This window comes from Lysinibacillus sp. FSL K6-0232, assembly GCF_038008325.1.
GTDB lineage: Bacteria > Bacillota > Bacilli > Bacillales_A > Planococcaceae > Lysinibacillus.
On record NZ_JBBOYW010000001.1, the window covers coordinates 3654266 to 3668551 of the forward strand.

General features: G+C 37.8%; 11 protein-coding genes. 3 read left to right on the plus strand and 8 right to left on the minus strand.

Annotated elements, in window-relative coordinates; genetic code table 11:
* Positions 1-153 precede the first annotated feature (153 nt).
* The 3 genes from MHB42_RS17930 (at position 154) to MHB42_RS17940 (ending at position 5800) form a co-directional block, all read left to right on the plus strand.
* Positions 154-1902 carry a methyl-accepting chemotaxis protein gene (locus MHB42_RS17930; protein ID WP_340807850.1) on the plus strand — a complete coding sequence of 583 codons (1749 nt, stop codon included), beginning with the start codon at positions 154-156 and terminating at the stop codon, positions 1900-1902.
* Positions 1903-1985: 83 nt separating this feature from the next.
* The gene (locus tag MHB42_RS17935) at positions 1986-5141 is read left to right on the plus strand and encodes an amino acid adenylation domain-containing protein (protein WP_340807852.1); all 3156 of its coding nucleotides are present in this window, start codon (positions 1986-1988) and stop codon (positions 5139-5141) included.
* Complete coding sequence (locus tag MHB42_RS17940; protein ID WP_340807854.1) at positions 5138-5800, plus strand: 4'-phosphopantetheinyl transferase family protein; 663 nt, start codon at positions 5138-5140, stop codon at positions 5798-5800. Before MHB42_RS17935 ends, MHB42_RS17940 begins: the two co-directional genes overlap by 4 nt.
* A gap of 26 nt (positions 5801-5826) precedes the next feature.
* On the opposite strand, the gene MHB42_RS17945 is transcribed toward MHB42_RS17940, so the two are convergent.
* The 8 genes from MHB42_RS17945 to MHB42_RS17980 all read right to left on the minus strand — a co-directional run bounded on the left by MHB42_RS17945 (position 5827) and on the right by MHB42_RS17980 (position 13951).
* Positions 5827-6837 (minus strand): ABC transporter substrate-binding protein, encoded by a 1011-nt coding sequence (locus MHB42_RS17945; protein WP_340807855.1) that lies wholly within the window; start codon positions 6835-6837, stop codon positions 5827-5829.
* A gap of 10 nt (positions 6838-6847) precedes the next feature.
* Positions 6848-7609, minus strand: a complete 762-nt coding sequence (locus MHB42_RS17950) for an ABC transporter ATP-binding protein (protein ID WP_340807857.1) — start codon at positions 7607-7609, stop codon at positions 6848-6850.
* A 4-nt stretch (positions 7610-7613) separates the two neighbouring features.
* Entirely contained in the window at positions 7614-8663 is a 1050-nt protein-coding gene (locus MHB42_RS17955; RefSeq protein ID WP_445299995.1) for a FecCD family ABC transporter permease, read from the minus strand.
* A 226-nt stretch (positions 8664-8889) separates the two neighbouring features.
* A complete protein-coding gene (locus tag MHB42_RS17960) occupies positions 8890-9360 on the minus strand; it encodes a hypothetical protein (protein ID WP_340807860.1) in 471 nt (156 codons plus the stop codon).
* A gap of 243 nt (positions 9361-9603) precedes the next feature.
* Positions 9604-10554 (minus strand): tripartite tricarboxylate transporter substrate-binding protein, encoded by a 951-nt coding sequence (locus MHB42_RS17965; protein WP_340807861.1) that lies wholly within the window; start codon positions 10552-10554, stop codon positions 9604-9606.
* A 27-nt stretch (positions 10555-10581) separates the two neighbouring features.
* Positions 10582-11256 carry a response regulator gene (locus tag MHB42_RS17970; protein ID WP_340807862.1) on the minus strand — a complete coding sequence of 225 codons (675 nt, stop codon included), beginning with the start codon at positions 11254-11256 and terminating at the stop codon, positions 10582-10584.
* Between the two features lies 1 nt (position 11257).
* The gene (locus MHB42_RS17975; RefSeq protein ID WP_340807863.1) at positions 11258-12526 is read right to left on the minus strand and encodes a sensor histidine kinase; all 1269 of its coding nucleotides are present in this window, start codon (positions 12524-12526) and stop codon (positions 11258-11260) included.
* A 99-nt stretch (positions 12527-12625) separates the two neighbouring features.
* Positions 12626-13951, minus strand: coding sequence for a CitMHS family transporter (locus MHB42_RS17980; protein WP_340807865.1), 1326 nt, complete (start codon positions 13949-13951; stop codon positions 12626-12628).
* Between the last annotated feature and the right edge of the window lie 335 nt (positions 13952-14286).

The following is a 14286-nucleotide window of genomic DNA, read 5'->3' on the forward strand; positions in this document are numbered from 1 at the left end:
TGGGGTTGTGAATCATTTTTTTTGGCAGTATAGTTGTTTAATATATAGAGATAAATATCTTATTTTACATTTATAAACTATGGGACATGTGAACTTCTATTAATGTAACATCAAATATTTTTAGATTTATTTAATGATATAAGGAGGAGCAATATGACAAAAGGGAAGAAGCGCAATATGTCCATTAGTACAAAGTTAACCGCTATTATGGTAAGTATTTTATTATTATTCGGTTTAGTTACTTTAGGTCTTTCTTATTATATAGTAAGAAATAGTAACCTAGCAGACATGGATCAATCACTTTATGATAAAGGGATGATCTTAGCCAAAACGGTTGATACCGAAACATTGAAATCCATTTTAGAAAATCCGACAGCTAATAATGCTGATGCTATTCGTTTAACAAAGGAAATGGACACGATTAATGAGCACTCTGAAAGCATTACAAACCTTTATATCATTACGGTTGATGGCGAAAAGATCAATGCACCTGTACTATCAACTAGCATTTTAGAGTTAGGGGCAGAATATAACCAAGATATGCTTGCTATGGGTATCTCTGCTGATTTTCTAGCAAGAATTAAAGAGGTTTTTAACGCACAAGAAGCAACTGCTACAGATATATATAAAGATGAATTTGGTAGCTTTAAAACAGGTCTTACACCTATTTTAGATGAAGATGGCTCTATGTTAGCTGCCTATGCTATTGACTATGATGTATCAATGGTCACTGGCAAAGCGATGACTGAGGCACTTTGGATATTGGTTGTAACTGTTATTTTCTTAGTTGGTTCATCCATTGCTGTCTACACACTATTAAGAAAAAAATTAACACCTATTCAGCAGCTTTCTCTACAATCTAAAAAAGTAGCAGAGGGTAACTTAGAGCTTGAGCCATTACCAGTTACTTCAACGGATGAAGTAGGAACACTGACACAAAACTTTAACTCGATGATTGATAATTTAAAAACAGTTATCAAAAGTACAACAAATGTTTCCGCTCGTGTTTCCAATACAGCCAGTGTTTTATCAACAAATATGCAGGAAGCCTCAGACTCCTATAATCACGTAGCCTCTGCTATGCAGAAGATTGCTAGTAGTGCTGACCTACAAGTTCAAAAGGCAAAAGAAAGTACAATTACTATTGAGGAAATGAGTATTGGTATCCAGCGCATTGCGGAAACATCGAATGAAATTTCGGAATCATCCATCCAAGCTTCTGAGGAAGCTGAAAAAGGCAATGAATCCACAACTAAATCTGTTACACAAATGAATGCTATTAGTGAGGCAGTTAATCAATCTGCCGCTTCAGTTAAATTGCTTGGTGAGCATTCTACCAAAATCGAAGAGATTGTTGGCATTATTACAGGCATTGCCTCTCAAACAAATTTACTTGCATTAAATGCAGCTATTGAAGCTGCTCGTGCTGGTGAAGCTGGCAGTGGCTTTGCAGTAGTAGCTGATGAAGTCCGTAAGCTCGCTGAACAATCAGAGGCATCTGCAAGAGAGATTTCAACACTTATTTCTCGCATTCAGCAAGATACAAATGAATCGGTTAATATTATGGTTCGCGCTGTAGAAGAGGTCGATAATGGTATTATCATGATTAACAATTCCGAAAAATCATTTAGCCAAATAGTAACATCCATTCACCATGTGACAGGACAAATTCAAGAGCTTTCTGCCACAATCGAGGAAATGGCTGCTGGTATGCAAGAAGTAACATCAGCTGTTAAAGATATGGAAAGCTTCTCTATTGATTCAAAAGAACATACAAGTGCAGTAGCGGAAACTTCTGCTTCTCAGCTAAATACAGTTCAACGTGTTTCAGAAGAAGCTCAAGTATTATCCGAGTTATCTGATGAATTATTAAATGTTGTCAATACATTTGTAGTGAAATAAAAAAGAAAGGGCTGCCATTATAAGGAGTGCTTCAGTGCCCCTTTATAAGTGACTGCCCTTTTCTAAACTAGGAGTTGTCATGATTGAATATAAAACAAGAATTTGATTTATTTACATCACAGCTTTCTGAGCAACGGGCTCTACCATCCAATCGTACACAACTATTGCATCAAGAAGATTTACTAGCTTATCAACTATTAAATCAAACAAATGCCGATTATGATAAAACAGCATCCATCCCTAAAGTATTTTATCAAGCAGCACAGCAATTTGCCGATCGTATCGCATTATCCTTTGAAGATGGGATGATAACTTATCGCCAGCTAAATGAACAATCCAATCAAATTGCTCATATGTTAGTTGCCAATGGACTACAAAAGGGAAACTATGTTGCTATTTTTATGGAACGCAGTAAGGAAACCATCGTTAGTTTATTAGCCATTTTAAAAGCTGGCGGTGTTTATGTTCCAATTGATCCAAGCTATCCAAAAGAACGTTGTCAATACCTTTTAAATGATACAGGCGCATCATTTATTATGACAAAAGGTGAGTATACTGAATTACTAAATGATTTTATACATAATGATGTCCAATCGCACACCGTATTGACCATTAATGAGATGAAAGCTGATTTTTCTAAGGAAGATTTACATATTGACATACTTCCAAGTGATTTAGCCTATATTATTTACACATCTGGTTCAACAGGTAAGCCTAAGGGTGTCATGCTAAAGCATAGTGCAGTGATTAATTTAATAACAGACAATCAAAGAATCTATCATGCTACTAAAGAAGATGTTTATTCACAGTTTATCTCTTACAGCTTCGACCCTTCTGTTACAGAAACGTTTACTGCCTTCTTTTCAGGAGCAAGACTACATATGCTAACAAGCGAAGAGCGTTTATCCATTGAGGCATTTGCGGATATGATTGCGCGCGAAAAGGTCACAACTGCTACTGTACCAAATGCTTTCTTTACACAGCTAGCTACATATTTACCTGCTGAATACCGCGAGAAATTAACAACACTTCGCTATTTATCTGTAGGTGGAGAAGCACTAATGCCTGCTATTGTACAAAAATGGCAGGATAAATTCGGGCTATCAACGGAAATTATTAATGTTTATGGGCCAACTGAATGTACGGTATTGTCCTCATACTATAAAATAACAAGCCCGCTAACAGATATACAATCAAGCATTCCTATTGGTAAGCCTATTGCCAATTATGAAATGTATGTTGTGAATACTGAAGAACAGCTCTGTCCTATTAATGAAATCGGTGAATTATATATTGCAGGTGCTGGACTAGCGGCAGGTTATTTACATCAGCCTGAAAAAACGGCTGAGGTTTTTGTGCCCCATCTATTTAAGCCAGACCAAAAAATGTATCGCACAGGTGATTTAGTCCGTTTATTGTCTAGTGGTGTGATTGAATTTGTTGGACGTAAAGATTCTCAAATTAAAGTACGAGGATTCCGTATTGAGCTTGGGGAAATTGAAACAATTTTAAGCCATCATCCTAACATTCAAGAAGCTATCATTATTGCTAAAAAAATGGCTGATGGTAATAATCATTTATTTGGCTATTACACAACAGCTAGTAGCACCCAGCTAGATGAGGCTGTGTTAAAGAATTATATAGCAGCATTTTTACCTGATTATATGGTTCCAGAACGATTAATAAAGCTGTCAGAAATGCCATTATCTCCAACTGGAAAAATTGATCGTAAGCAATTAACTACACTTGAAGTAGCATTATCTCGCAGCCAGCCATATATAGCGCCTGAAAATGATACACAGCGTATGCTCATCGCTGCATGGGAGCATGTGCTTGCCATTAAACCAATCGGCATTCACGATAATTTCTTCCATATTGGTGGTCATTCCTTAAAGATACTCGAAATTCTTGTACAGGTGAAAAAGCATATACCATTTTTAAAAATTCAAGATTTCTTCCAACACCAAACTATTGCAGAGCTCGATCAATATATTTGTAGCTACCAGCCTGAAGCTGCTGACATACAGTCACAGCCAACAAATCTCACAATAAAAGAATTAATGGAGCCAAGCCCTCTCCCAATTTCGCAAACTGTAACACCACTGCCAATGCAGAGCGTTTTATTAACAGGTGCAACAGGATATTTAGGCAGCCACGTGCTATACGAACTGCTCACAACAACCAATACACATATTTATTGTTTAATTCGACCAAGCGCACATACAGCGCTTGAACTTAAGCTATTGGACAGTATGCAATTTTATTTCGGTGATACAATCACTTCACTTCTGCAAGAGCGAGTAACAGTTGTACAAGGTGATTTAGGAAAACCTAAGCTACACCTATCCAATAAAGATGAGCATATGCTTATGAAAGAAATTGATGCTATTATTCATTGTGGAGCAGATGTACGCCATTTTGGAGCAACTGCACATTTTCATGATGTCAATGTCAATGGCACTCGTTATTTGCTAGAGCTAGCCAAACAAAAACAGGGCATTCATTTCCATTATGTATCCACAATGGGTATACCAGAGGAACTTGCCGCTATTCAATGGGGAGAACATGAAGCACAAGGTAACTTTAATTATCATGGAAAGCTTGCCAATGTTTATACACAAAGTAAGCTAGAGGCAGAAAACCTTGTGCGCCTTGCTGTCAATGATGCTATCCCTGTTTCAATTTATCGTGTTGGCAATTTAAGCTGTCATTCTAAAACAGGCAAATTCCAGCGTAATATGGATGATAATGCCTTTTATCGTATGATTAAAGCTATGCTTTACCTGGGTAATGCACCTACTGCACAGTGGCATATTGACTTCACACCAATTGATTATGCTAGCCAAGCACTTGTAGCCTTAGCTAGCCAACCAGCAGCAAATGGACATATCTTCCATTTATGCAACCCTGTAGCGCTGACTTATGTAGAATTTATCGCTATTATTAAAGAGCTTGGCTATCATGTAACAATGATGCCCGCAGCAGATTATACAAACTGGCTATTGCATAGTGAGCACGCTGAAGCAATACAGGAATATTTATCATTAGCCATTGCACAGCTAGAAGGTGATGGTCCTAGTGATTCCCCATTTATCTTTAATTGCCAAAAAACAACCGAATTTCTAGCACAAACAAACATTCAATGTGCAGTGCCAAATGCTGCCTTTATTTATCAAATGATTCAATACGGTATAGATGCAGGCTACTTCCCTAGGCCAAAGCATATGTCAGTCACATGATAGCACATCCGATACAACTATTTGCACTACCTTTAGGCACACCTTTAACATCAGCAGAATGGGAAACGCTGTTTAGAGCGCTTCCCTCTGATATTCAGCAAAAAATTATGCACTATAGGCTCTGGCAGGATCGGCAAAGAGCATTGCTTGGCCATACACTAATTAAATGGGCATTACAGCCGTTCATTGATGAATCAGCATTCCATATTGTACAAAATACATATGGTCGCCCATATATTATAGACAAGCTTTGGCAAGGTGATTTTAACCTTTCTCATTCTGGTGACTGGATTGTTCTAGCCTTAGCGATGGAAGGGCGCGTAGGAATTGATGTTGAGGAGATAAAACCTATAAGCCAAGATGTAATGCAGTATGCACTAACTGAGGAAGAATGGCAGCTAATTCATCATAAGCCTCCACACGTTTTTTATGAGCTTTGGACATTAAAAGAGGCTCTTTTTAAAACAGGGCTCTTTCCTGTCCAATCACCCCATTTGCTCAGAACAATAGATATTCAAAAAACAAGAAAAGACCTTTCAACGTATTTATCGTACCTTGACCCGCAGCATCCCGTAACGATCTGCTGGAACAATAAAGCAATGACTGTTAACACCACCATCTTACATAAATATCAGCTCCTACAAAGAGCTGCTCCATAAACCTATCGGAGCAGCTCTTTTATCAATTATTTAAATAAATCTGGATACATTTCTTTTGCTAATGCTTCCATTCCATCAATTGTGTTATAGCCGTAGCCAAACATATAATTGTAATCGACAATATAGATTTGTTTATTTTTAATAGCCTTCATGCTTGAAAGCTTAGGATTTGCATAGATTTCTTCACGTACGTTTGTTAAATCAGAGCCGTCCCAATTCGGCAAAATTAATACATCTGGGTCCACTGCAATTAATGTTTCAACACTGACATCACCCGTTTCGTCTTTGAAAATATTATCTAGCTTCACCATTTTGAAAGCATCATTAAAGAATGTTTCATCGTGTGCTGGATAAACAAAAAGCTCCTTTGGATCATTTGTATGCAGATAGGCAAATGTTTTTTCTTCTTTTATACTTTCTAATTTTGAGGAAATATCTTGTTGTCGACCTTTTAATTCTTTAATAAAGCTATCTGCTTTGTCTTGAACATTAAAAATTTCACCAATATTCTTTATATCTTTATAAATAGAATCATATGTGCCGCCTGTTACGGATGACTCTAAAACATATGTTTTTACACCCATTTCATTAAGCGAATCTACTGTCCCTACTCCCCATTCAGCATTATCAAATAAGCCACCACGACCAAATACTAAATCAGGATCAGTACCTAATGTAACCTCTTTCCCAACATATTCATCACTTAAAATATTTAGCTTAGCATACTCTTCTTCAACAGCTTTATCAACTGCACCAAAGTTTGCACCAACACCAACGATTTTATCGCCTAATCCTAAATGTAATAATAATTCTGCAGCTGGGCGTGTATTTGCCATAATTCTTTCTGGTGCTTTATCAAATACTTGATCTTTCTTTCCCCATGTTGATCCACCTTCAGCCTTTGTAAAGTTCTCAATTGTCAGTGGATAATGCTCTTTTGTTTGTGATTCCTCAGCTGTATCTTTTGATGTGTTACCGCAGGCTGTTAATGTTAATAAAGCTGCTAAACCAATTCCTAATAATAATTTTTTCTTCATGTTTTTCCTCCTACAGTCCATATGCAAAGCCTAATCCATTTGTCACCGGATTAGTAAACGTTTGACATTTGATATGATATAAAGCTTCTATTGTTTCTGGTGTTAAAACTTCTTGGGGTGTACCATGTGCATAGATTTCACCATCTTTTACTGCATAAAGATAATCACAGTAATGTGCTGCCATTTCTAGATCATGAAGAGCTGCTAAAACACCGATGTTTAAACTTTTTACACAGGATAGTATTTCAATTTGATAACGAATATCTAAATGATTTGTTGGTTCATCCAAAATCATAAATTTAGGCTGCTGGGCAATCGTTCTAGCTAAAATAACCCTTTGCTTTTCACCACCAGATAGTGACAGAAAACTGCGCTCTCTATAAGATTGTAAGTTCGTTCTTGTCAATGCCTCTTCTACGATGTCAAAATCCTTTTGGTTATCTGACTCTAGCATTTTTTTATGAGGTGTTCTGCCTAACATCACCATTTGCTGCACAGTTAAGTCAAAGTGCATTTCATTAAATTGCCCCACCACACCTAAATGCTGAGAAATCTTTTTTTCGGGGCTTTTTAAAACATCTAAATTATCTAAAAAGACCATCCCTTTTTGTGGCACTAGACTTTTATAAATACTTTTTAATAAAGTCGATTTTCCGCATCCATTTGGTCCGATTAAGCCTACAAATTGCTGCTTATTCACATGAATAGATATATTTTTTACAATTTCCTTTTTGCCAATCTTTACTTCTATTTCCTTTGCTACTAATTCCATTGTTCTACCCTCCGAAGTTGTAACCTTTTTTTACAATCATATAGATAAATAATGGTGACCCAATGACAGAAGTAATAATACCAATCGGTAATTCCACATTTTGGATTAATGTTCTAGACAGAATATCAGCCCAAATCATGAAAAGACCTCCAAGCAGTAATGTTCCTAACATTAATCGTTTGTGATCTGCCCCGAAAATACCTCTTGTGATATGTGGAATAATTAAACCAACAAAACCGATCATACCTGCATAAGCGACCATCGTTCCTGTAATAAGCGAGGTAAGAATCATATATAATTTACGATAAGCACTTAAATTAATGCCTAATGTAATCGCTGATTCATCCCCAAGTAGCATTGTGTTTAGCACACGATGCTGGAAAAGGAATAAGCCCGCTCCTAGCACAATAACAATGGTTAAAATTGGTGTTTTGTCCCAGCTTGCAGAGGCTAAGCTCCCCATAGACCAAAACGTAACAGTTTTAATTCCTTCCGCATTGTTTGCAAAAAAGATAATAAGACTTGAAAATGAACTACATAAAGCTCCAATCACAACCCCTGATAGTACAAGCTTTACCGATGTTGCTTTACCGCCAATGCTCGATAAAATAAGCACTGCCATAGAGGTAATCATCGCCCCTGCAAATGCACCAAAGGCTACCCCAAACTGCGCTAGTAATGCACTACTACCAAAGCCCACAAGAATAGCAAATGTTGCTCCTAATGAGGCTCCTGAAGAAATACCAAGTATGTATGGGTCAGCAAGAGGATTTTGTACAACTGCCTGCATCACCGTTCCACATAGTGCAAGCCCAATACCGATAAGCAATGCAAAAACTACTCGTGGCATTCTGACCTGTAAAATAATATTCAAGTAGGATTCACTCTCTACGCTATCAAGCGAGCCAAGCTTCCCATTTGATAGAGCATGCAGCAAGATGTCCATTGATTGCTTAAATGGAATGCTAACTTGTCCTATTGATACAGAATAAACGGCAGATATTATAATGGAGCCTATTAATAGCAAAATAATAACGTAATAAATATTGCCCATCCCTATTCTGCTAACTTCCTGTTTATCCAAGATTCCACCTCTATTATATAAATATAGTTGATAACGATTATCATTATCATTTTGTATTGTAAGTGATAATCTCTTGAAAAACAATAAGAAAATTTTTTTCCATAAAAAAAGCCAGCTCTTAAATGATCTATTTAAGAACTAGCTACTATTTTATAAATATCTAAGACTATTATTCACAATCTGCCATTATTATATCTTAAATTTTTATATCTATAGCTACATTAGAAATATCCTGCTGAAGGGGCTCATTGTCACCAGCACTGGTTTCGCTGGATGAAGATGTCTGCTGATCCTCATCCTCAGATAATTGCTTATGCTCCTCTGGATTTTCTTTCGCTATACGCAATGTTAATGCTTTACCATAAAGGGCTGGATCATGCTCTAATAAAAATTTATGATCTTTTGTTGGGACTTTATCACCTGCTGTAATACGCCTCGCAATTTCCAAGCAGGTTACATAAGTTTTTAATGCATTTTTTTCGTCCTCCATCCGCTTTTTAGCAGCCTCAGTTTCTCGCTTTAGCTGCTCTGCCATCTGCTCCTGTCTTTTTAACTCCTGCTCTCGCTCCCGCTGCTTCTTTAATTGTTTGTCATCAGCCATTGCCTGCTTTAATGCCTCAACTTGATCAGCAGAAAATTTGGAATAACCGCTAGCTTCAATCCGCATCTGTCCTCCTCCTTTTCTTATAAAAGAGTATCTTAATGTATTATTCGGCTGAAATCTAAACAACTAAACTATAATTTTGGATCAATGACAAAATATGTGCTTACAATTTAACATAGTTTTGAAGTCATAGCTGTGGAAAATTAGTACCTGAACACGTTGCTGTCAATTGTAATGGAATATACAATTAAAGGGCTGTACAAAATGAAAATCTTTTGCACAGCCCTTCTTCTATTGGAAAGAAGCTTATTTTTGTTGCATGATACGGTGATATTTCCGGTATTCATTATCTAAAAATACAGCAGTTTCCTCGCTATTTTTGTAAAAGCCAGTCCAGTTATGCTTTTGCAGTTCCTGCTCCCATACAGGGGATGCTTGAACCTTTGTTAACAAATGACTCCATTGCTCTTTCTCCGTTTCACTCATATTCCCTGGCCCTACTATCCCTCGCCAATGTGGAAATACAATATCAATTCCTTCTTCCTTCCATGTTGGAACGTTAGGAAAGCGATTGAGGCGTTCAGGTGACGAAATCGCAATAATACGTATTTGCTTATTTTCGGCGAACATCTCTGATTGGGAGGAGGAAAGAGATGCCGCTACAATCTCTCCTGACTGCAGAGCTGCCAACAAATTATCAGCATTTGCATAGCGGAAGAAACGCAAGGATGCCGCTGAAATCTGTCGTGTACGAGCTGCTTGGATAAACGCAATTTGATCATCATTTCCAAACTGCGGCTCAATGCCAATTGGATAACGAGCTGGCTCATTTTTTAGCTTTTGCATTAAATCATTAATAGACGTAATGGCAGAGTGATTAGCTACAACGACTGCCTGCCATTCGCTTGCCATCGTCGCTAATGGCGTAAAATCTTCGTAATGTAGCTTGCTATGTCCAAGTAGCTCATTTGTTAGCAAAAGACTAGATGTCATCGCAATGGTGCTACTAGAAGATTCATTTAAGCGTAGCCATCCTTCCTCCCCGCCGTTCCCCTCTTCATAAACAATCTTTACGTTGCCATCTATAAGCTGCTCTTTTTCAATTACTGTTTTAATAGAAGTCGCAAGGGCATCCCAGCCACCAGCTGGAGCACCAGGAACGATAAGCGTCAACTCTCTTTCTGAAAGGGGTGGATTGGATGGAATACAACCAGCTAAAAAAACAACAAATAGGCAAATCATTAACTTTTTCAGCAATTCCCTTCCCCTTCCTATTACTAAAAACTATACTTTGAAATAACGGCGCTCTGGACGTCCAACAATACCATATTCATGCTCCACGCGACAGAAGCCTATTGTGACCAAATATTCGAGATACCGGCGAGCGGTTGTTCGAGAGGCACCCATTTTTGCACCCATTTCTTCAATAGAGATACCTGACTCAGTTGTTTTCATCAAATCCGAAACACGTGTAAGTGTGACACCATCAATCCCAGTCGGAAGTGAAGCATTGGAGAAAGTGGGTGATCCTGCTTCTGAAAAATAGGCATCAACCACCTCTTGGGTAACATGGCTCGTTTCGGACAAAAGCTGCTTTTTCTTTTTATAATTCATTAACACCGATGTGAATTTTTGAAGTGATACTGGTTTGATTAAATAGTGAAAAACACCATAACGTAGAGCTTCCTGAAGCATTTCTTTTTCAGAAGCCGCCGTAATCATAATAATATCTACCTGTGGAAATCGTTCTTTTATAATCGGCAGTAGCTCTGTCCCGAGTTGATCAGGCATATAAATATCCAAGAGCAGTATATCCACTGGCTCTTGTTCAAGTTGTGCCAGTAGCTCTGCCCCATTCAATGCTTTCCAGACAAGTGTAAATCCTTCTAGCTGCTGCAAAAAGCCTTCCTGTATATTAGCAATACGAAAATCATCCTCAGCAATAGCAACACGTATCACGTTATGATTCCCCCTTTTTAGGAATATAAATAGTGAAAATCGTTCCGTTTGGTTCATTTGCTAACACATCAATCATACCTCCAAAAGAATCAACTGCTTCTTTAACATTAAACAAGCCATAGCCACGATGCTCTCCTTTTATTGACCAACCTTTTTCAAATAACAACTGAACTGTATTTTCATCAATACCATATCCATTGTCAGCTACTTCAATAATGAGCGTTGGGCTGGCATCTGTTATTAGCAAAGAAACATAGGGGTCCTCCACATCCTTTACTGCGTCAAATGCATTGTCAATAAGATTGCTAATTACTGTCAGTAATAAATGGACATCCACATTTGATGGTATTGCTGTTAACGTACTTTCTGATTCAATGGAAAAAGCAATTTTACGCTCAGATGCCTTTGCTGTTTTTCCAAGCAAAACCGCCTGAATAAAATCATCTTTAATCTGCTTAAAGACAATATGCTGGTGTACGGTAATGCTGTCCACTTCTTTCTGAATAAAGTCAAGTGCAGCATCATGGCGATTTAGCTGTAAAAGACCAGAGAGCACATACAATTTATTCATAAACTCATGTGTTTGAGCGCGTAACTCATCTGAATAGAGGCGCATTTCATCAATGGTCCGCTTATACATAGCAGCTATTTTCACTGGCTCAAAGCCAAGTGTATCCGCCAGAATACTTTTTGTTAGCCAGAGCCCACCAACCACTCCTGCTAAAAGAGCGACAGCAGCCGCGATTAAAATATCGCTCATTTGCGAAGCTGTTTGAACTGCAATCGACTGCTTTGAAAATTCAACGGAAACAGTACCAACTACTTCCGCTGAGTTTCCCACTGCATACAAAACAGGTGCTTTACCAATGATTGACTCCCCATCTGTCCCCTGCTCTTCAACGATATACGTTCCACCATATATCAGAGCACGACTGTCTGATGCTTGTAAAGCCAGCGCTGCTTCATGAGTCGAGAGTATAGCTCCATTTTGCCCTGCAATCGTAATTGATTGTGCGTCAGTACGTTTTCGTATTTGTTCCACAATAGACTGGAGAGTGTCTTGTTCTGAATTTCCATTTAAAAAAGCAATCGTTTCTGGCATAAAAGATAATGTTTGTGCGGTTTGCAATGACAGCTTTTCAGCCTGCTCAGACGTTTCACTTGCTTGAATTGAGTAAAAAACAACAGACATACCAGCTACAATAAAAAAAAGCAATGAAAACACGAGAATAAAAATTTTTGTCCGCAATGTAATCGTTTTTTTGCTCATGAAGACCCCTTATCTTATTTGCTTTATACTAGATTGTACGAAAAAATTTATCGAAATAAAAGAAAAATTCCCGAATATAAAAAGTTCGGGAATAATTGATTAAAGTGAAATAACACCAAATAGCACTGCGACAATCGTCATAACGATGGATGTACCAATCGTCCATAAAATCGTAAAACGCTGATACTGACCGAAATCAACTTTTGCCATACCAACAAGTAAATATGTGGATGCAACAAGTGGACTCAATAAATGCACAGGTTGTCCAAGTAAAGATGCACGCCCAAGCTCTACTGCACTAATACCATAATTAGATGCAGCCTCTGCAATAATAGGCAGTACACCAAAATAGTAAGCATCATTCGACATAAAGAATGTGAATGGCATACTTGTAATAGCTGTAATAACCGGCAAATGAGGTCCCATTGAATCAGGAATAATAGCAACAAGACTCTTGGCCATTGCGTCTACCATTTCAGTACCAGATAAAATACCTGTAAAAATTCCCGCTGCAAAAACAAGCGATACAACTGCCAAGACATTGCCAGCATGTGCGGCAATTCGCTCTTTTTGATGCATGACATTCGGATAATTGATTGTGATTGCGACAGCAAATGCAAGCATAAAAAGAATGGCTAATGGCATAACACCTAAAATAAGCAATACCATAAGAATAATAGTTAAAATAAGATTTACCCATAGTAGCTTCGGACGTTTCCATGCTGCATCTTCCTCGGATGCAGCCGTTTCACCTAAAACCTCCGCATAATTTTGTCCTCCAGCAGATACCTGAATGGCTTCTAGTGATAAAACGCCAAGGCGTTTTCGCTCCATTCTACCCATCCAGTAAGCAGCAAGCAGCACCCATATAGCACCACAAACCATAACTGGAATTAATGGATTAAACAGCTCATGCATATCAAGGCTTAAGGCACTAGCTGCTCGTGCAGTTGGTCCTCCCCATGGTGTTAAATTCGTTACGCCTACAGCCATTAACGCAACAGCTGGCAAAATAAGCGGATTCATCTTTAGACGTTGATAAAGTGGAAGCATTGCAGAAATTGTAATCATATAGGTTGTTGTTCCATCACCATCGAGAGAAACAATTGTCGCCAATACAGCTGTACCGACTACAATTTTCATCGGATCACCTTTTACTGCCTTTAAAATCTTATTGACAACCGGGTCAAATAAACCAGCATCAATCATAATACCAAAATACAAGATGGCAAACATCAGCATAACACCAGTTGGTGCTAGATTTTTAATCCCCTCAAGTGCCATTTCACCGAGATCAGACCCAAAACCAGCAAAAATAGCGAACGCTGCTGGTACAACCATAAGTGCAATTAATGCGGAAAGCCTTCCGCTCATAATTAAATACATAAATGTAGCTACCATGGCAAAACCGAGAATAGCAAGCATTGTCAAACACCCCTCTTCACTTGTTGAAAGCGCTTTATTAAAATTAATTTAGCGAATCTTGACGAAAAGTGATATAAAATGAAAAATAAAAACGTTTTATTCTTAAAGTGAATTGTGTTCATAAAAACCAAACGATTGCTATTCTTCTGAATCTTTAAAGTATAAAAAAACCACCTCTCATAATTTTTTAAAATCATGAGAAGTGGTAGTTGCTCTATATTTTAATTGCAAAGCACACTACTTCTTAAAAAGAAGTGTTGAAACGTCAAATGGCGATTCTCTAATGGCTAAAATTTAGCTATTTATAAATAGCATAAACTAATAATCAACATCTA

Excerpts from the sequence above, each read along its gene's own strand:
- MHB42_RS17950 (WP_340807857.1), bottom strand. The coding sequence starts at position 7,609 with ATGGAATTAGTAGCAAAGGAAATAGAAGTAAAGATTGGCAAAAAGGAA.
- MHB42_RS17975 (WP_340807863.1), bottom strand. The coding sequence starts at position 12,526 with ATGAGCAAAAAAACGATTACATTGCGGACAAAAATTTTTATTCTCGTG.
- MHB42_RS17960 (WP_340807860.1), bottom strand. The coding sequence starts at position 9,360 with ATGCGGATTGAAGCTAGCGGTTATTCCAAATTTTCTGCTGATCAAGTT.
- MHB42_RS17955 (WP_445299995.1), bottom strand. The coding sequence starts at position 8,663 with ATGGGCAATATTTATTACGTTATTATTTTGCTATTAATAGGCTCCATT.
- MHB42_RS17980 (WP_340807865.1), bottom strand. The coding sequence starts at position 13,951 with ATGCTTGCTATTCTCGGTTTTGCCATGGTAGCTACATTTATGTATTTA.
- MHB42_RS17945 (WP_340807855.1), bottom strand. The coding sequence starts at position 6,837 with ATGAAGAAAAAATTATTATTAGGAATTGGTTTAGCAGCTTTATTAACA.
- MHB42_RS17940 (WP_340807854.1), top strand. The coding sequence starts at position 5,138 with ATGATAGCACATCCGATACAACTATTTGCACTACCTTTAGGCACACCT.
- MHB42_RS17930 (WP_340807850.1), top strand. The coding sequence starts at position 154 with ATGACAAAAGGGAAGAAGCGCAATATGTCCATTAGTACAAAGTTAACC.